General features: G+C 44.6%; 14 protein-coding genes. 13 read left to right on the top strand and 1 reads right to left on the bottom strand.

The window, feature by feature from the left end:
* Positions 1-57 precede the first annotated feature (57 nt).
* From AAA942_RS06460 to AAA942_RS06435, 6 genes are all read left to right on the top strand, one after another.
* Positions 58-4377 (top strand): CusA/CzcA family heavy metal efflux RND transporter, encoded by a 4320-nt coding sequence (locus AAA942_RS06460; protein ID WP_338219425.1) that lies wholly within the window; start codon positions 58-60, stop codon positions 4375-4377.
* The gene (locus AAA942_RS06455) at positions 4377-5534 is read left to right on the top strand and encodes an efflux RND transporter periplasmic adaptor subunit (RefSeq protein WP_338219424.1); all 1158 of its coding nucleotides are present in this window, start codon (positions 4377-4379) and stop codon (positions 5532-5534) included. Before AAA942_RS06460 ends, AAA942_RS06455 begins: the two co-directional genes overlap by 1 nt.
* 267 nt (positions 5535-5801) lie before the next feature.
* Entirely contained in the window at positions 5802-9017 is a 3216-nt protein-coding gene (locus AAA942_RS06450; protein WP_338219423.1) for a SusC/RagA family TonB-linked outer membrane protein, read from the top strand.
* 29 nt (positions 9018-9046) lie between these two features.
* Positions 9047-10597, top strand: a complete 1551-nt coding sequence (locus AAA942_RS06445) for a SusD/RagB family nutrient-binding outer membrane lipoprotein (RefSeq protein WP_338219422.1) — start codon at positions 9047-9049, stop codon at positions 10595-10597.
* Positions 10598-10674: 77 nt separating this feature from the next.
* On the top strand, positions 10675-11763 hold the full coding sequence (locus tag AAA942_RS06440) for an alkaline phosphatase family protein (RefSeq protein WP_338219421.1): 1089 nt from the start codon (positions 10675-10677) through the stop codon (positions 11761-11763).
* Entirely contained in the window at positions 11760-13427 is a 1668-nt protein-coding gene (locus AAA942_RS06435; protein WP_338219420.1) for a metallophosphoesterase family protein, read from the top strand. Before AAA942_RS06440 ends, AAA942_RS06435 begins: the two co-directional genes overlap by 4 nt.
* Before the next feature lie 7 nt (positions 13428-13434).
* Here the strand turns inward: AAA942_RS06435 and AAA942_RS06430 are convergent, their stop codons facing one another.
* Positions 13435-14025 carry an HD domain-containing protein gene (locus AAA942_RS06430; protein WP_338219419.1) on the bottom strand — a complete coding sequence of 197 codons (591 nt, stop codon included), beginning with the start codon at positions 14023-14025 and terminating at the stop codon, positions 13435-13437.
* A 306-nt stretch (positions 14026-14331) separates the two neighbouring features.
* Here AAA942_RS06430 and AAA942_RS06425 point away from each other — a divergent pair, with 306 nt between their 5' ends.
* The 7 genes from AAA942_RS06425 to AAA942_RS06395 all read left to right on the top strand — a co-directional run bounded on the left by AAA942_RS06425 (position 14332) and on the right by AAA942_RS06395 (position 20351).
* Positions 14332-15045, top strand: a complete 714-nt coding sequence (locus AAA942_RS06425) for an HAD hydrolase-like protein (RefSeq protein ID WP_338219418.1) — start codon at positions 14332-14334, stop codon at positions 15043-15045.
* A 1-nt stretch (position 15046) separates the two neighbouring features.
* A complete protein-coding gene (locus AAA942_RS06420; RefSeq protein ID WP_338219417.1) occupies positions 15047-16366 on the top strand; it encodes a DUF5690 family protein in 1320 nt (439 codons plus the stop codon).
* Positions 16359-17483 carry a TIGR03364 family FAD-dependent oxidoreductase gene (locus AAA942_RS06415; RefSeq protein WP_338219416.1) on the top strand — a complete coding sequence of 375 codons (1125 nt, stop codon included), beginning with the start codon at positions 16359-16361 and terminating at the stop codon, positions 17481-17483. Before AAA942_RS06420 ends, AAA942_RS06415 begins: the two co-directional genes overlap by 8 nt.
* 133 nt (positions 17484-17616) lie before the next feature.
* Positions 17617-18189, top strand: coding sequence for a helix-turn-helix domain-containing protein (locus tag AAA942_RS06410; protein WP_338219415.1), 573 nt, complete (start codon positions 17617-17619; stop codon positions 18187-18189).
* A 128-nt stretch (positions 18190-18317) separates the two neighbouring features.
* A complete protein-coding gene (locus AAA942_RS06405) occupies positions 18318-18779 on the top strand; it encodes a hypothetical protein (protein WP_338219414.1) in 462 nt (153 codons plus the stop codon).
* A gap of 183 nt (positions 18780-18962) precedes the next feature.
* Positions 18963-19772, top strand: coding sequence for a sterol desaturase family protein (locus AAA942_RS06400; protein WP_338219413.1), 810 nt, complete (start codon positions 18963-18965; stop codon positions 19770-19772).
* A gap of 234 nt (positions 19773-20006) precedes the next feature.
* On the top strand, positions 20007-20351 hold the full coding sequence (locus AAA942_RS06395) for a hypothetical protein (RefSeq protein ID WP_338219412.1): 345 nt from the start codon (positions 20007-20009) through the stop codon (positions 20349-20351).
* Positions 20352-20422: the final 71 nt, after the last annotated feature.

Genomic DNA, 20422 nt, shown 5'->3' with positions numbered 1-20422 from the left:
ATAGCCTAAGACAGTGCTAATGCTGGATATTGACCTTTGGGTAAAATAATCCAGCTCATGCTTGACCGTATTATCCAATGGAGTATCCACAATAAGCTCCTGATTTTCCTTTTTACTGCTTTTTGGATAGGATTTGGGATTTTTTCCCTGTCGAGACTTTCCATCGGTGCGGTCCCTGATGTCACCAACAATCAGGTTCAAGTCATTACTACTTCCAGAAATCTTGCCACGGAGGATGTGGAAAAATACCTGACCTATCCCGTAGAACTGGAAATGGCCAATCTTCCCGGAGTCAAGGAGATTCGTTCGGTATCCAAGTTTGGACTTTCGGTGGTGACCATCGTTTTCGAGGAAGATATGGGAACCTACCTCCCTCGGCAGCTGATATCCGAGCGCTTGATTATGGCTCAGGAGAGGATTCCACAGGGATTTGGGACTCCATTTATGGGGCCGATTTCTACCGGATTGGGGGAGATTTATCAATATATCATCGACGTCAAGCCTGGCTATGAAGACAGATATTCTATCACTGATTTAAGGACAATTCAAGATTGGGTAGTCCGTAGGCAGCTCGCCGGAATCGAAGGCGTGGTGGAGATCAATACTTGGGGAGGATTTCTCAAGCAATACGAAGTAGCTATCAATCCGGAGAGATTGAAAGCTATGGATATCAATTTGGCAGCTGTTTATGAGGTTTTGGCCAAAAACAATTCCATTGCAGGGGGGAGCTATATCGAAAAGACCAATGAAAGCTTTTTTATCCGGGGAGAAGGGCTAGTTGCCAATCTGGAAGATATCCGGAATATCGTCGTGGAGGTGAGAGGAGGTACGCCTGTTTATATCCGGGATATTGCCCAAGTCGGTTTTGGTCATGCTAATCGCTTCGGAGCAATCACTGCCAACGGACAGGGAGAAAAAGTCCTTGGGCAGGTGATGATGCTCAAAGGGGCAGACGGGAAAAGGACCATAGACCGGGTCAAGGAACGCATTGCCAAAATGGAAAACACCCTGCCGGAAGGAATTGTAATCAACGGCTTTCTGGATCGCTCGGATTTGATCGGAAGGACTACCTTCACTATTGCCGAAAATCTCATTCTCGGGTGTTTGATCGTAGTCTTTGTCGTGGTTTTGCTATTGGGAAATTTCCGTTCAGGCTTGGTTGTGGCTTCTGTGATTCCTTTGAGCCTACTTTTCGCTTTGTCGATGATGTATATTTTCGGAGTAGATGCCAACCTGATGAGTTTGGGAGCGATAGACTTTGGGATTATTATTGACGGGGCGGTGATTATCGTGGAGTATATCGCCTATCAGTTTTCCAAATCTTCCTCGGTATTTCAGGGATTATCCAAGGCCGAAAAGCAGGGAGAAAAAGACAAGATCGCTTTTACCGGAGCTTCAAAAATGATGCATTCGGCCATTTTTGGTCAGATTATCATCATCATCGTATTCATTCCTATTCTTTCCCTTTCCGGAGTAGAAGGGAAAATGTTCCGCCCCATGGCAGAGGTTTTTAGCTTCGCATTGGTTGGAGCGATGATTTTGGGGCTGACTTATGTGCCCGTTGTTTCCTCTATTTTTCTTAAATCCGACCCTCCCGGACCAAAAAATATCTCAGTACGATTGATCGGTTTTCTGAATCGAATCTATGAACCTTCCCTTCAATGGGCGATCCGTAATACACGCGTTGTGCTGATTGGAGCTGCGGGGATTTTGACTGGAGCGATTCTTCTCTTTTCTACCATGGGGGCTGAGTTTGTGCCCACTTTGGATGAGGGGGATTTTGTGATACAGCCTGTCTTGAAGACTGGGACCACCCTTTCCAATACCGTGAGGACCATCACCAAGATGGAGAAAATCCTGCTTCAGTTTCCCGAAGTCAATCAGGTAGTGACGCGTATCGGAGCAGCCGAAATCCCCACCGACCCCATGTCCATGGAAGAGAGTGATGTGATCGTGACTCTTCATCCTCCTTCAGAATGGACCACAGTTGAGACCAAGGACGAGTTGGCAGAGAAGTTTAAGGAGGCGCTTACCGCCATTCCGGGACTGGATTTTGAATTTACCCAGCCTATCGAAATGCGCTTCAATGAATTGATCACTGGAGTGAGGGCTGATTTGGCCATCAAGGTATTTGGGGAGGATTTGGATGTGCTTTTGGAAACGGCTGAGAAGATAGAAGCCTCCATTCAGGGAGTTGAGGGTGCTGCGGACATTATATTGGAGAAAGTGGATGGTCTTCCTCAGATGAAAATCGAATATGACCGGAGCAAAATCGCCAAATATGGGCTCAATGTGGAAGACCTCAATCAGGTGGTGACCATGGGCTTCGCTGGGTCAAGTGCCGGGACGGTCTTTGAGGGGGAAAAGCAATTTGACTTGGTGGTACGATTCGCTGAGCCCTTCCGAAAGGACATTTTTCATCTGGAAAATGCCTCCATCCAGTTACCCACTGGAGGAAGTGTACCTCTCAATGAACTGGCGACCATCACCTATACCAAAGGTCCTGCGAAGATTTCTCGGGACAATACTCAGCGAAGAATAGTCATCGGAGTGAATGTGCGAAACAGGGATCTGCAGTCTGTGGTGGATGATATTCAGGCGATCGTAGCCAAAATCGATATCCCGGAAGGATATCGGGTGGACTACGGAGGACAGTTTGAAAATCTTCAGCAGGCCCGCTTCAGATTACTCATTGCGGTTCCCATTGCAATGATTTTGATTTTTATCCTGCTGTATTTTGCCTTCTCCTCTTCTAGGGATGCTATCATGATTTTTACCGCCATTCCTTTCTCAGCAATAGGAGGAGTAGTACTTCTGTGGTTGCGCGATATGCCATTCAGTATTTCGGCAGGTGTGGGCTTTATCGCCTTGTTTGGAATAGCCGTGCTCAACGGAATCGTCATGATCGAACATTTCAAATCCATGAAATACCAATTCACTTCCTTTCAGGAGATGGTCATTCAAGGGGCAAAGGAACGCCTTCGCCCGGTTCTGTTGACTGCTTCTGCCGCTGCTTTGGGATTTTTGCCCATGGCCATTTCTTCTTCTGCCGGGGCAGAGGTTCAGAGGCCTTTGGCCACCGTGGTGGTAGGCGGATTGATCTCTGCCACCTTGCTTACATTGATCGTGCTTCCTGTATTGTACATCATTTTCAATCGCCCAAAAGAGGAAACCCAAGGTCCCAAAAAAGGGTCGGCGTTCCTCATTTTGGCTTTATTTCTTACTCTACCCGCTTTTTCTCAGACTGAAAAAGAAAAGCTTAGCTTGGATCAGGCTCTTCAACTTGCCGAAGAACAAAACTTAGGTATCCTAGCCGCACAAAAAGGGCTGGAGTCAGCTGCTGCTAGGAGTAAGTCGGGTTGGAACCTGGGTAAAACGGAGCTGTATTACGCTCAGGATGAAAACGACATTGCCGAAAACGGAATTTACAACAGGGTTTGGGGACTGAGACAAAGCATTGCTTTTCCATCCGTTTATTCCGCACAGAAGCAGGTACTTCAGGCAGCAGAGCTACAGGAGTCTGCCCGATTTCAGTTAAGCACTATGCAGCTCAAGAAACAAGTAAGCCAAGCTTTTGTCACGGCACTTTATTGGGAGGAACTGACCCGAAATTATTCATTCTTGGATAGTCTGTATGGGGAGTTTGCCCGAGCTGCCTCCCGTAGGTTGGAGACAGGAGAAAGTAACTTGCTGGAGAAATTGACTGCCGAAAGCAAGCAGAGGGAAATCGCCCTGAAAAAAGAGGAAGCGGTCCGGAACTTCGATATTGCCAAAGGCCAAATCAGACAGCTGTTGAATATTGACAGTGATTTTGAGCTGGATAATTCTCCGATTTCCCTTCCTGAACCGATGGATTGGGAAAATCATCCATCTACACTCCTTTATCAGGCGGCGTATCTTCAGGCCGAAAGTCAGACCAAAGCCGAGCGAAGAACTCTCCTTCCGGAGTTTCAATTGGATGTGTTTCGCGGGACCAATCCGGGACCGGATGCGAGGGTTTATCCCGGCTTTCAGGCCGGTGTAGGGATTCCGCTTTTTTTTGGAAGCCAAAGTGCAAAAATCAAAGCAGGAAAGTATGAGCAGGAGCAAATTCTGCTCGAATCGGAAGCCTACAGCCAAAAGCTGCAGACCAATTATGAACGAATAGAAACTCTTTTGGCTCAAAATGAGCAAGTGATCGCCTACTACGAATCCGAGGGAAAAATCCTTTCTCAACAGTTGAGAGAGCAGGCTATCCGATCTTTCAAAGAAGGTGAAATAGACTTCCTTCAATACGTTCAGCTGATCGAAAATTCACGGATGATCACTTTGCAATACCTCCAGGCTAAGCTGGACTTTCAACTCAATCAATTAGAACTCATTTACCTCAACAACTGATGAAATCGCTACCAATCACACCACGTTTTTTTCTACTGCCGGCTCTTGGCGTCAGTATGCTTTTCAGCTGTGGGGAAAAAGAATCATCTCAGGATGAAGGAATCCAAGTCACGGAAGTAAAGGAATCCAAGGAGTTGATTTTCCTTTCCAATACCCAATTTTCCACCATGGAAATGGAATGGGGGAGCATCAAGACGGGAGACTTTTCTTCACAGCTTACGGTGCAAGGAACTGTAAAGATTCCGGTGGAAGGCATGCAGGAAATCTCAGCCTACTTTGGCGGGTATGTAAGCGACTTGACTTTGATCGAAGGGCAGGCCGTCCGTCAAGGGCAGGTCCTGTTCAATCTTGAAAATCCGGATTTTGTCCGCCTACAGCAGGATTATCTGGAGACCTCCAGTCAGCTGGACTACCTGAAAGCAGAGTATGAGCGACAGAAGACGCTTTTTGCAGAGCAGATTTCTGCGCAAAAAAATCTGCTGAAAGCGGAGGCAGATTACCGGGGAGCTTTAGCCAAGAGCCAGGGACTGAAAAAGCAACTGAGCTTGATACGGATATCAGCCGATCAACTGACCCCGGAAACCATTCGCTCCAAGGTGCCTGTGGTCTCTCCGATCAATGGTTTTGTGGAGGAGGTGCATGTGGTTCCCGGTCAGTTTTTGCCTGCTTCGGGGAAAGCCATTAGCCTGCTGAACAAAGATCACCTGCATATCGAATTGGTACTTTTTGAAAAGGATGCAGCCTCAGTCTACATAGGTCAAAAGCTGGTTTTTTCTCTTCCTGATCAGACAGATCAAGTCTACGAAGCAGAAATTCATGTGGTGGGGCAAACTGTAAATGAGCAGCGTCAGATCAATGTACATGCGGATTTGGTGGATGAGTCTTTGGGGAAAAATTTGATTCCAGGGATGTTTGTACAGGCAAGGATTAACTTGGACACTGAAAACGGATGGAGCCTTCCCGAGGAGGCAATCACCGAGGTAGATGGGAAATATTTTATACTCATCCAAAAGTCCAAAACAGAGGAAGGCTATGAATTGGAGCAGATCGAGGTCAGTCCAGGAGCCCCAAATCAGGGGATGATTTCTATTCAGCCAGTGCAGGGCATGACTCCGGAGACCAAGATTTTGGTGAAGGGTGGGTTTAATTTGATGTAGGAGGGAGTGGATCCATATTATTTTCAAATGTTTAATATTTATATACCTTTTTTCTTAATGAATGAATAACAAAAAATAAACAACTCTTTGGAGTGTTAAGAAATAAATCAGTTAAAACAGCTTATTTGCTTTAATTTTTTTCTTTTTCTAGGCTTTAACAGAAAGTTAATTTACGTTTTGATAATTCCGGTTTAATCTCTGGGGAATAGTAGAAGTTTAGCTTTGGTAAATTTTTAATCCTTACTCTATCAAAAACTTCTACAAAAAATGATTGCTCGAAAAAGCATTTGGACAGGGATGTTGACATTTGGCATGTTGTTCATCCTCCATCTTTCCTTGGCACAACAGCAGTTGGTCTCTGGAAAGGTAAGTGACGCAAACAATCAGCCTCTACCCGGGGCTACCGTACTGGTAAAAAGCACCACACGGGGAACAGTAACAGATGTGGATGGCAGCTATTCCATCCAAGCGGCAAGCGGAGAAACGCTTGTTTTTTCATTTGTAGGCTTCGAAGCAGTCGAAGTGACCATCGGTAGTTCTTCAGTAATCAATGTAGTCCTTACTGAAGGAGTGGCATTGAATGAGGTGGTAGTGACTGCTTTGGGAGTAGAAAGAGAAACCAAAGCACTCGGGTATTCGGTACAGGCAGTGGATGGGGACCGGTTTACAGAGGCTAGGGAGACCAATGTGATCAATTCCCTCAGCGGAAGGGTAGCCGGTGTGCAGATTACCAATAGTTCTGCGGGCTTGGGCGGGTCTTCTCGAGTGGTCATTCGAGGGGAATCTTCTCTGAATATCAATGCCAATCAGCCCTTGTTTGTGGTGGATGGAGTGCCGATTTCCAACAACATCGTTGGGTCTTCCGGATCTGGTAACCAAGAAGTAGATTACGGGAATGCCGCCGGAGAGATCAATCCGGATGATATCGAATCCATGACCGTTCTGAAGGGGCCTGCTGCCGCCGCTTTGTATGGCTCTAGAGCTGCCAACGGGGCAATTTTGATCACGACGAAGTCTGGCAAAGGCAAGAAAGGACTTGGAGTCCAGATCAACTCAAATACTACCTTTGATAAGGTGTTGATTTTGCCTGATTGGCAGGATAAATACGGACAGGGCAATAATGGGCAGTTTGAATTTGTCAATGGTGCAGGTGCTGGTATTGCCGACGGGGTAGACGAAAGCTGGGGTCCTCAGATGGATACGGGATTGCTTATTCCTCAATTTGATTCCCCAAGATCTGTTCCCGGGTTTAGGGGAGGGGATTTGAATGCACCGGCTGGAAGTACGATTACTCCTACTCCTTGGGTATCTCAGCCTGATAATATCAATGATTTTTTTGAAACCGGGTTGACGCTTGCCAACAATGTTTCTATAGAAGGTGCAAATGACAAATCCAATATTCGCCTTTCTTTCACCAATCTGGACCAAAAGGGCATTGTCCCCAATACGGATCTAAAGAGAAATACCTTTGCGCTGAACGGAGGGATCAATGTGACGGATAAGCTAAAGGTAAATTCCATTGTCAATTATCAAAGAACCAACTCAGGGAACAGACCCAATATTTCCTACGGAACGGAAAACCTGATGTATCTGTGGATTTGGTACGGTCGTCAGATCAATACCCGCAACCTGAGAGATTACTGGATGCCCGGACTTGAGGGAAGGCAGCAATTCAACTACAACTACAACTATCACGACAATCCCTACTTCAATGTCTACGAAAACACCAATGGGCAAAGTAAGGACCGGATTTTTGGGAATGTGTCCCTGACCTATCAGTTTACGCCTAAGCTTAGCTTAATGCTGAGAACCGGTTTGGATACGTACAATGAGCTCAGAGACAGAAAAAGAGCGTTCAGTACGCAGCGTTTTCCAAGAGGGAATTATCGTGAAGATGACGTGTTCTTCAATGAGCAAAACTCTGACTTTCTCCTCACTTATTCCGAGACTACCAAGCCAGTTTGGTCTTATAGTGTAGCCTTGGGGGGTAATGCCATGAGACAGGAAAACCGTTATGTCCAGACAGTAGCTCCCCAGCTTTTAATTCCGGGTATATATAATTTTACCAATACTGCAGTCAACCTTCAGGTAAATCAATTTACATCTGAAAAAAGAATTAATTCCCTTTATGGGTTTGGTCAGATAGGATTCAAGAACATCCTCTTTTTGGATGTGACAGGACGAAATGACTGGTCCAGTACATTGCCTGCAGACAACAATAGCTATTTCTATCCATCGGCGACCCTGAGTGCTGTCATTTCTGATATGGTCGAGCTTCCCAGTCTATTTTCCTTTATGAAAATAAGGGCTGCCTATGCAGAAGTAGGAAACGACACCGATCCCTATGCACTTACCAATGTGTTTAATCCTGCAGTGGCTTGGGGATCTATTCAGGCTAAGTCAGAGTCTAACCGGCTTTCCAATGCCAATCTGAAACCGGAGCGGACTGCGTCCTTTGAGACTGGATTGGATGTTAGGTTTTTTGATGGACGATTGGGCTTGGATTTCACTTATTTTGATAACAGAACCAGAAATCAGATCATCCCAATTGAACTGGATATCGCCACAGGCTATGCTTCCCGAATCATCAATGCAGGTGAGATCCAAAACAAAGGAATTGAAGTAGTCCTCAGTGGACGTCCTGTACAATCACCTTCCGGATTCAACTGGGACTTTATGGCCAACTTCACCAGAACCCGGGGTTATGTTTTGGAGTTGACTGAAGGTCTTGATACCTACACCTTGACAGGTCGTAACGGAGCCAATATCCAGGCTAGGGTAGGTGAAAGAATGGGGAATATTTACGGAGTGGGTTTTGCCAGAGTAGAAGATCCCAATTCACCATTCTTTGGACAGATTATCCACAACTCAACCGGTACCCCGCTGAGAGATCCTGAATTGAAGCTTCAGGGTAACTATAATCCCGATTGGATGCTGGGATTGCAAAACACCTTTAGTTATAAAGGCCTTGCTGTCGGATTTCTGTTTGATTTCAGATATGGAGGGATTGTAGTGTCCCGTACCAAGACGATTGGTTCTACCTCAGGACAGTTGGAGGAGACTTTATTCGGTCGAGAAAACGGATATGATCTCAATGTGGAAGGTAATGGCATAATCAGTGAAGGGGTAGTTCAAAATGCGGATGGGACGTTTTCTCCCAATACAGTAAAAATCACCTCACGAAACTGGCACAATAGATACTATGAGCGAAACAACGTGGAGGCCGCCAAGTACGATGCTACTTTCCTGAAGCTTAGAGAAGTGACCATAGGATATACCATTCCAAGAAGGGTGTTGGGCAAGCTGCCGATTCAGGATTTGAAGATTTCACTTGTGGGTAGAAATCTGGCACTATGGACAGAAAATCCCCATTTTGACCCTGAGACCCTATCCATGGGTGGGGGTACACTCATCCCCGGTGTGGAAGATATGGCCTTTCCATCCACAAGAAATATCGGGTTTAACATTAACCTGAAATTTTAATTCCTTCACCAGTAGAAAAGAAAGAAACTATGAAACGCTATAAAAATTACTTTACAGTCTTTGTCTTGACCGCCATCTTTGGCATCAGTGCTTGCGACCAGGATTTTGAGGAAATCAATATGAATCCCAACAGCCCGGAAACGGTATCTTCAGATCTGCTTTTGCCCAATATTCTACGGTCTACCACCAATGAAATCGCCGGCCGAGCCTGGGGTTATGGAAATGTGGTCATGCAGCAGACTGCCAAGATTCAGTTTACTAACGAGGACCGGTACAATTGGGGGCCTCAGGGCAATCCATACAGTACCTTCTACAATTCTCTCAGAGATCTTAATAATGTAATTCTCATTTCCGGAGAGGCCAATCAGCAGAATTATGTAGCTGTGGCAAAAATCATCCGTGCCAATCTTTTTTCCTTCATGACCGATGCTTACGGGGATCTTCCGTATTCCGAAGCGATTCAGGCCAAATCGGACGTGAATTATCCCAAGTTTGACGCACAGCAGGATATCTATGCAGGCATTTTGTCTGAATTAGAAGAAGCAAATAATCTGATTGGGACCACTACCGAACAGGTAAACGGAGATATCCTTTACAATGGAAACCTGAGCAAATGGAAAAAATTCGCCAATTCACTCCGTCTTCGAATTTTGATGCGACTCTCTGACCGACAGGATCCATCAGCAGCCATGCAAGCCATACTGAACAATCCCTCCCAGTCACCGATATTTGAAGGGGAAGGGGATCAGGCTGCCTTGCAATACTTACAGGACGTGCCCAATCAGCATCCTTTATACACCACCCGGTCCGGTTCTTTTGATGAGTACCGATTGAGCGAAAAGATGGAAAATGTGCTTAAGGACCTGAATGACCCCAGAATCTTTGCCTATGCCCAGCCTACAACCAATTCTGGAGCAGGTATTGTCGGGGATCTGGAGGACTATCAGGGAGTACCCAATGGGTTGGGCGACGAGGAAGCTTTGCAATATTCTCCCTCAGGTGATCCGGCTCAAGGTGGGTCTAATTTTATCTCCAGAGTTGGTCTTCTCTGGTCCTGCTCAGCCTGTACTTCCTTGGCAAATCCTATCGGAGCTCAGGCCATGCTGATGAGCTATGCTGAGTTGCAGTTTATTTTGGCAGAGGCCAGAGAGAAGGGATTTATCACTACGGGTACAGCAGAGGAATTTTACTTGAATGGAATCAACGCATCTGTAGATTATTTCAGATCAAGATATCAATTGATCAATCTTCCTCAGATCGCCGAAAGACTTGTCTTGGAACCAAGCTACTTTGAGCAGCCTGAAGTGGCCTATACCGGATCAGTAGAAGAGAAGCTTTCCAAGATCGGGACTCAAAAGTGGCTGGCTCTTTTCTTCACTGGTATGGAAGGCTGGTACGATTGGAGACGAACAGGTTATCCTGAGATTGTTCCGGGGCCCGCAGCATTTATCAATACAGTGCCTGTCCGATATATGTATCCCTCGAGTGTGCAGGCTTTGAACGGAGATCAATATCAGGCAGCCATAGCCCGGCAAGGAGAAGATGAGATCACCACTCGGGTATGGTGGGATGTGAAATAACGAAAATCTTAACTACTTTGATTCAATCCTTCAGCTATCGGCATCTTGCCGATAGCTTTATCCTTACAAGATAAACTATGAAAAAAATTATTCTTTCCCTTTCCCTTTTGTGCGTTTCTATGGGATTGGTTTTTGCCCAGAAAACCACCAAAACGGAAAACATTGTCCTCATCACCTTCGATGGCCTACGATGGCAGGAGCTTTTCAAAGGAGCCGATTCCCTGATGATCGATGACACGGGAATGATCGAGTCTGCAGGATCTCTCTTAGCAGACTATTGGCACCCCGATCCCACCCAACGAAGGAAAATGCTTTTTCCTTTCTTTTGGACTACCATCGCTTCTCAGGGCCAATTGTATGGAAATCGTGCCTATGGCAATCAAGTGGACAACCAGAATAAAATGTGGTTTTCCTATCCGGGTTACAACGAAGTGCTAAGCGGATTTGCGGATGATGAGCGGATCAATTCCAATTCCAAGATCAATAATCCCAATGTTACCTTTCTCGAATACCTCAACAGAATGCCCGAATACAAAGGAAAAGTAATGTCTTTTGGTAGTTGGGATGTTTTTCCCTTCATCATCAATAAAGAAAGAAGTGGAATACCCGTCAATGCAGGTTTTGATCTTGCTGAAGGGGATGATCTTACAGAGGTGGAAAAGACAGTCAATCGAATGCAGCAGGAGATCCGTGGTCCGTGGGGTGGGGTGAGACTAGATCCCTTTACCCATCATTTTGCCTTGGAAGGGATCAAAAAGCACAAGCCCAAGGTAATCTACATCGCCTATGGAGAAACAGACGATTGGGCTCATGGTGGAAAATACGATCAATACATCTGGTCAGCTCGGCAGACTGATGCTTACATCCGAGAAATCTGGGAAACAATCCAATCCGATCCTCAATACAAGGACAAAACAACGCTTATCATCACTACTGACCATGGTAGAGGTACAACCAAGACCAGCTGGAAAAGCCACGGGGCTTCGGTCCATGATGCCGGAGAAATCTGGATGATGGCTATTGGTCCGGATACCCCTGCTTCGGGTGAAATGATGGTCCAAGGGCAATGGCAGTCAGCCATGGTCGCCAGGACTGTGTTCCAATTATTGGGCTTGGAATACCCGGATCAAAAAGCTGCTCCTGCTATCAAGGAAATGATCAGATGAAAAAACTTATTTGCCTGATTTATTGCTTAGGGCTTTTTTGCTTTGATGCTAAAGCCCAAAACACTGCCTCTACGACTTTCGGAGAGGTATTTTTTTCCGATCCATCCCTAGCTCAGGCTTTTGCCTTGACATTTGAATATACCGGATTGATCCAAGCTCTGGATTCAGGATGGGAATATCTGGGTAAGGATTCGCTTCCGGGTATTCATCGAGATTTGCCTGTTTTCGACTCATCTTCACGGATTACCTTACCTCATCGGCTTACTTTTCCCAATCATTCCTTTTGGTATAGGACGGAAACTTTTCTGGAAGAGGGGGTTCTTTGGATAGATGCAGACGATGGGGCTCAGGTTTGGATCAATGGAAAAAGAGTGCCAAGAAGCTCAGATGGGGAGTATTTCCCTGTCTTCCAAAATGGCAGGAAGCAAATACTCATCCGGGTGATCAACAATGCCATGGCCGGAGGTTTGAGAAAAGTGACTTGGGCGAGCAAGAGGGATTTTGATCATTGGAAAGCTGAAGCCCAATCAAGAAGAGACTCTTTGCTTCTTTCCGCCAAAATATCGAAGATTCAGGATCAAGGCCTAAAACGAAAAGTCAGAGAGAAAGGAGTCGCAATTTTGGATCATTACCCTATCCTTTTCAGTGCCCCAGTTCTTATTTTAGGAGATAGGGGTTCTTATTTTATCAAGTGGGTTAGTGAAAAATCAGGAGAAGCAAGATTGCTGATGACTAATGGGGAGGAAAAAGTGATAAGTTCTGAAAATGGAATTTTCGCTTGGGAAGTCGATGAAAAATCCATCGAATTTGATCTTTTCCAAGAAGATGCCTATCAGGGAAAATTCAGTTTTTCTATACCTGAGCAAAAAGAGAATTTGCGGTTTGCAGTGTGGGGAGATTCACAGGGAGGCTGGAAAACCTTTGAGCATATCAGCAGGCAAATTTCAGAGTTGAAGCCGGATTTCAGTCTGGGCGCTGGGGATTTGGTGAATAATGGGTCTGAAGAACTGGCTTATGTTCGTTTTTTGAATGCAGTTTCTTTGATGAAAACGGTGCAAATACCCGTTCCCGGGAATCATGATTACGATGGCTACTACGAAGATCTGAATCCCAAGCAGATGCTGGATCACCTTTTCTTGGAAGAAAAGTCCACTTTCGGTTTGAATTTTCTTGGCCCGGTGGCTCTTTTGACCTTGGATCCGAATCAGTTTTTTCCTGTAAGCATCCCCGAAGGGACTATTCAACGGAACTTCTTGGAATCGACTCTTAATTCTGATGAATGGAAAAAATCAGCTTGGAAAATAATTGCGCTTCATCAGCCTCCATTTTCTCAGGGATGGCCCGGCTATCAAGGAGAGCAAAGTATCCGGGAGCTGCTGGAGCCCTTTTTTCATCAGGGGCTTATCGACTTGGTAATCGCCGGGCATACCCATGATTACGAGCGTTTGTCCGCGACTTTTTCAGGGCATTCGGTGACCTTCTTGGTGGTCGGAGGAGCGGGAGGGGGATTGGAACCTCAAGGGAGAATTTCTCCAAAGCCAGAAATGGACCAACTGATCAAAAAACACCATTTCGGGATCTTGGAACTCAGTGATCAAAGACTGGAATGGGAAGCAATCGGATTAGGAGGAGAGGTTTTGGATCGTTTTGTGAGGGAAAAGTAATTTCCTTTTAAACTAAAGGATGATTATTTTTTAATACTCGTTTAGCCATTTCCCGGTATTTTTTCAAATCGGGGAGAGGGACATATTCCAGTTTGGCTTCTTCGTCCCAAGTCCTCATTTTCAATGAGGCTTCAAAAAGCGGATCCTTCTCAAATTTCTCCGCTTCTAAATCGTCCATGGGGCCGCCTTGAAAGACTAAGGTTTGTCTACTGGCCTCGGATAGTTTTTCAAAATACTCCGGATACTTGTAGGTAAGATATCTTTTGGCCTGAACATGGTTCTCGACCAGTTTGGCAATTTTTTCAGGAAAGCCCAATATTCGAAGGTATCCGGCACCGATTTGTTCGTGTCTTTTGGCGCCGAATCCTCCCATAGATTGGGTGCTGTCGAGGTGGGCAAATAGATGCCCAATATCATGAAAAAAGGCAGCAAGAATTACTTCCTCATCGTATCCCTGTATCTCTGCAAGTTGAGCAGACTGGCACATGTGCTCGATTTGGGAGACAGGCTCTCCGATGTAATCTTCCTTGCCGAACTTTTCATATAGTCCAAATATCAAATCCAGTTTTTCTTTGAGGCTTTTTGGGGGAGATTCCATGATCTTAAGTTTACAAATACTAAAATCGCTGATTTCTGTATTTTTGAAAAATGCCCGAGATTAAGTTTTTGAGAAATTGAAAGCTTCCTTTCAGATATATAGAGGCTTATTTTATTCTTTATCCTGAGCTCTGATGGGTTTTTAACATAGGTTTAACAAAACCATAACCGTTTTTTTGTAAGTGAAAGACTTAGCGTTGTTTATTTTTACTAAACAGTAATTGAATTGGTTTTGCATTTAAAGGAAAAGGGGATTAAGCTTTTTTGATCCCTCTTTTTTTAGCTGCAAGCAAGAAAATATCTTCACATGACCAAAATAAAATTGGCCGTATTTGACATGGCAGGCACTACTATTCACGACGAAAATAGTGTGGCCAAATCCTTCCAGCGGGCACTCAATCAGCACGGATACCCTTCAGTAAGTCTTCAGGAGGCCAATGAAAAGATGGGCTATTCCAAGCCTCAGGCAATTCGTGATCTTCTTGAAATCCACGAGTCTAATCCTGCAAACATCACGGAAGAATTGATATCAGAAATTCATGATTCCTTTGTTCAGGGGATGTTGGAATTTTACGCGGAAGATCCTTCGGTGCGACCTGTGAAGGATGCGGAGAGAGTTTTTGAGGAACTCCATCAAATGGGGATTTTGGTGGCATTGGATACCGGATTTAGCCGGGATATCACCGATCTGATTTTAAAAAGGGTCGGTTGGGATGATGGAAGACTGATCAATGCAAGTGCTGCCAGTGACGAAGTAGAGCAGGGTAGGCCATTTCCTTTTATGATCCAGAAAATCATGAAGGAACTGGGCGTCTCAGACCCTAAGTCTGTAATCAAAATTGGAGATACGGAAGTAGATATCAATGAAGGTCACAATGCCGGCTGTCTGATGAGTATCGGAATTACTTCCGGGGTTTTTTCGAAAGAGGAGCTGATTCCACACCATCCCACTCATTTGGTTGCCAGTTTGAGTGAAGTACTGGAGTTGGTGAAAGCCTATGAACTGACACATCAGGATTAAAATGTATCGGATTCCTGCTTTATCTAGGAGACTGGAGCGTATTTCTTCCTTTGGATTGAGTGTGTTCACAGCGTTGACCGGTTTTTTGGTATACAGCAGCATGTACGCTTTTCGCAAGCCTTTTGCCTCGGCTACATTTGAAGGAGAGGTTTTTTTGGGTTTGGACTTGAAAGTCTGGTTGATTCTGGCCCAAACATTAGGCTATATGGTCAGTAAGTTTTACGGGATCAAAATGATTTCCGAGCTCAAAGACCAAGGTAGGGCATGGCTTATCGTCGGATTGATTTCTGTTTCTTGGTTGGCTTTATTGGGATTTGCCTTGCTGCCTGCACCTTTGAACATTTTCTGTTTTGTCCTCAATGGATTCCCCTTAGGCTTGATTTGGGGGATTGTTTTTCACTATATGGAGGGCAGGAGATTCACCGAAATGATGGGAAGTATGCTGGCAGCTAGCTTTGTTTTTTCTTCCGGCTTGGTCAAGTCCGTGGGTACTTTTTTGATGCAAAACTGGGGAATAGATCCATTTTGGATGCCTTTCGCTACGGGAGCTCTGTTTTTTCCTTTGCTTTTGGGAGCTGTGTTTTTACTCAACCACACCCCTTCTCCGCGAGCTGAGGACGTCCAAATGAGAAGTCCCAGACCTCCAATGGACAGGCAGGGTAGAAAAAAAATATTCAGGGAATTTCGCCCGGGGATTATCCTGTTGATTTTAGTCTACATGATGCTTACCGGACTCCGGGATCTCCGTGATAATTTCGTAGTGGAAATCTGGCAGGGAATGAATGTATCGGTTGCTCCCGAACTTTTGACCCAAACTGAAATTCCAATTACCCTTTTTCTTTTGACTCTGATGTCTTGCCTGGTATTGGTAAGAAGTAACAAAAAAGCCTTCTTCCTCAATCACTGGATTATTCTTTCAGGATTTGCTTTGGCTATTCTCTCCACTTTGGGATTGCAGCTCCAGTTGGTTTCTCCTTTTCTTTGGATGGTTTTGGTAGGTGCTGGAGTGTATATGGCTTATATCCCATTCAATAGTTTACTTTTTGACCGGATGATTGCCACTTTTCGCTATGCCGGCAATGTGGGCTTTTTGATGTACCTAGTCGATAGTTTTGGGTATCTGGGAAGTAGCCTGGTGATGGTAATCAAGCAGTTTGGTGGTTTTGAAAACTTGAGCTGGCTGAATTTCTATATCTCAACCCTTTTACTTTTCATGTGTCTCTCTTTGGTCTTGATGGCTGGATCTTTCATTTATTTTCAGAAAAAACTCAAAAAGCAAAAGGGTACTCCTTCTTATCAAATTTCCTTTCCCCATGCCTAATCAAAAAGCTATTGTAATCGGTGCCGGAATAGTCGGTCTTTCCCTCACCCGAGCCTTGCAGGCCAAAGGTTGGTCTGTCACAGTCATCGAAAGGCATCCACGGGCCCAGGGTGCGTCCGTCAGAAATTTCGGGATGGTTTGGCCAGTCGGACAGGCTCAGGGAGTCACCTTTGACAGGGCGATGAGATCTAGGGAGTTATGGCTGGAGATGAGTCAGAAAGCCGGTTTTTTTGCTGAAAAAACGGGGGCTTTTCACCTAGCCTACACGGATTTGGAAATGCAGGTAGTGGAGGAATATACTGAGGCGATGCAGGGATTAAAATCCGCGGAGGTTTTTACTCCTGAACAAGTTCTGTCCAAAAGTCCGGCTGCGGTAACTCGCGGATTGAAAGGAGCTTTGTGGACAAAAGAAGAAGTGATTGTTGATCCCCGCGAGGCTATTTTTCAAACTGCAAACTATTTGGAAACCCTCCCCGGGGTAGAATTTGTCTGGGGAAGGGCGGTGAACAGAATTGAGGGAAATACGGCTTTTTCAGGACAGAAAAATTGGTCAGGCGACCGGATTTTTGTCTGCTCAGGCGCTGATTTTGAGACGCTATACCCGGAGCTTTTTCAATCCGCATCCATCACTAAATGCAAGCTGCAGATGATGCGGTTGGTTAAGCAACCTGAAAACTGGAGAATTGGACCGCCCCTGTGTGCAGGTTTGAGTTTCATTCACTACAAAGGCTTTCAGGTAGCTCCTTCTTTGGAAGAATTGAGGAAAGTCTACGAGAAAAAATATCCTGATCTGATCCAGTGGGGGATCCATGTGATGGTTTCCCAAAATGGAATCGGGGAATTGACGATCGGGGACAGTCATGAGTATGGATTGGAACTTTCTCCATTTGACAGGTCAGAGGTCAACGAAATGATTTTGGATTTTTTGAAAAGCTTTGCCCAGTTTAAAGATTGGAGAATCGACTCAGCCTGGCATGGAATCTATCCCAAAATGACCAATGGAGACACAGAATTTGTCCATCGGGTGGACGGGTATGTTACAGTAGTCAATGGATTAGGTGGAGCTGGAATGACTCTCTCGTTTGGGTTGGGAGAAGAGGTGGTGGAGGAGTTGTAGCTTATTCCTAAATCAAAAATTTCCGCATTTATAGCCTTGGTAATTTCACGCAAGATGAGTTGAGAAAAGGCTTTCTTGGTGAATTATTTTCCGTTTCTTTGAAGAGATAGATTATCTCGGCAATCAGCAAGACATGGAACAGGAAGTAATAGCCCAAATCAGCAACAAACTGAAAAGTATCAGAAAGGAGAAAAACTATACCCTTCAGGATGTTGCCGACAAGGCCGGGGTTACCAAAGGGCTTATTTCTCAAATCGAAAACAGTAGGACCATCCCTTCTCTTTTGGTACTTATCCAAATAATCAGAGCATTGGAGGTAGGATTGGATGATTTTTTCAATGATTTGGACGGCTATGGAAAAGACGGTAAAATTTTAATCAAACGAAAGGAAGAGTATAGTCGATTTGAGAAGGAAACTGCTGAGGGGTATGAGTATTTCAGGATTTTTACCAAAAAAATCAATTCTTCCACCGTAGATATTGTTCTTTTGGAGATCCATCCGGGAGCAACCCGAGAGTTTGTGCAGACGGATGCATTTGAATACAAGTATTTGCTTTCTGGTCAGGTACAGTATGTCTTTCGTGACCATGAGATTTTATTGAACGAGGGCGATTCTATGCTTTTTGACGGGAAGTTGGAGCATAACCCGATCAATGTGGGAAAAGAAAAAGCCCGGATGCTGGTGATATATTTTTTTGAGGGGTAATGTTTCTGGAGATTTCTCCAAAATTGATTTAGGGACTAAACAGAAAAGTAGGTTACTTTCACGAAGAATAATCTTATTCCCTTTTTCGTTCTTTCCAATAAAAAACTCAAACACTTCAATCTAATTCTATGAAAAAAGCAATTTTCTCAATCTTAGCTGTTTTTACCTGCCTTCAGTTGGCTAAGGCTCAGGATATTCCCGAGTGGAAAGTCGTCACTGTGGTCGAATCCATCGTCCCGGCAGGAATCGGGCGTAGCCGGATGATCGAAAATATGACTGAAATCAATACTGAAGATTATCGGACCTCAAGAACAAACGGAACCAAATCCAATCAGGGGTCAGTTAGGCGTCAGGATATCAAAGTAGATGAATTTGACGAGACCAAATTGCTCAACTTCTTTTCTATCGGAGGAATCAACTTTCAAAACATTGCCAGCAACGATGCCATGATCGGGGCGCGAATCATGGAATTGATGGCAGAAGGATGGGACCTGAAGTTTGTGACGAGTGGAGTGGAAAGTGATGGGGGGGCTGAAGACGGTCAGGGGATTTTCATTACCCGGATGTTTTTCACCCGTCCTGCCCAATAAATCATTTATAAGGTTAAAGGAGATCATATTTTTGATTTCTGCGGGAGTTGTTCTCCATGTAGTCCAGATTGATTTTTTTCAGTCTGGACTTCTTATTTCAGGATCGATGGTCAAATATCCCTCCAGGCTGCAAGGTTGGCTGTGAGGTAAATTGCTAATTTTGAGTTCTCATAGCTAAAGGAAATGGATTTCAATCTCGATTGGTTATTAGCCACTGATTATAAAGCACCGGGAAATTTCCTTTTGATTTTTTCCATTCTTTTTGCTGGAATTTTTCTGAGGTATTTGGCCTTGGCTTGGGTTTATCACGAGTGGGTTTATAAGAAGTTGGGAGATACTATGCCCTATCGAAGGCTACATCAGCAGGTCCGTCTGCCACAAGTGAAGAAAGAAATCTGGTATTCCTTTTTGGGAGGATTGATTTTCGCTTTTGCAGGAGTGGTATTGCTTATTTTGTGGCAATCCGGTCTTACTCAGTTGTACACCCGGTTGAGCTGGTGGGATTTGATTTGGATTCCGGCTTCCTATTTCTTGGCTTTGTTCATTCATGAGACTTATTATTATTGGCTGCACCGGTGGATGCATCAGCCTAAGGTGCTCAGGCATTTTCACCACATCCACCACAATAGCCTTTACACCAGTTCATTTACTTCCTTTTCTTTTCATCCCATTGAGGCTGGACTACAGGCAATTTTCCTTCCGATCTTGATCTTGGTATTGCCGATGCACTTTTTTGTTTTGATTGCCCTACTTCTTACCATGTCGATCACTGCAGTTATCAATCACTCCGGAATTGAAGTGTATCCAGAGGGGGCTCAGCGAAATCTCCTGTTTCGATGGATGGTGGGTGCTACCCATCATGATCAGCACCATTTGAAATACCGCTGCAACTATGGTCTCTACTTCACTTTTTGGGATGTGTGGATGAAAACGGAGGATCTGGGATTTTCCAAGCGGTTTGAAGAGCACACCCGATCAGGGGAAGTGGAATAGAAAAGTCTTCTGAAGAGTTATTGTGATTTTTTCAAAATCAAACCCAATCTCTTGTGATTTTGGAAGAGAATGGGAAAGTCAATGGCCAAATGATCAATCTTTTTTACCATTTAAATAAAAAATGACAATGGATTATTTGAAACTTATTGAAACAATGGCTGGTTTATTCCTTGTTTTGTATAAGGATTTGATTACCTAAAATCTATCATTGATTACAGCCTGCTTAACTGAACCATGAAAAAGATACTCGGTTTAATTGTTTTCTTGCTGTTTTTAGGTGTTTACTCTGTTAGGGATTATGCTTCAGTCAAACCCTTGCAGAGCACTTATTCTTTTAGTGGGGTTGAGGCATTCAATGTATTCGAATTTGACTTCTCAGACTACGCGCCTACCGAAGCCCGGGTCCGCGCCTCCCAATCCTCTTCCCAACGCATAAAAAATGAACGAGGGGAAGATATTTCCCCTGTTCAAGGATTACTGTTTTTGACCTGCAGGATTGCCAAATCCTACTCGGAAATTTATTTGCATCGCTATTTCAGGCTATTTATTGAGTTTGCCATTCAGGTCAATGCGCCCTGATTTGGTCTTTTTTGCCTGACCCTTTTTCCTGCTTCCGATCGGAAGTTAGGCTTCATCTTCTATTCTTAACT

Source organism: Algoriphagus sp. oki45, from assembly GCF_036245605.1.
Taxonomy (GTDB): domain Bacteria; phylum Bacteroidota; class Bacteroidia; order Cytophagales; family Cyclobacteriaceae; genus Algoriphagus.
Note: the sequence above shows the minus strand (reverse complement) of the source record. Positions and strands in the feature narration are given on the sequence as shown.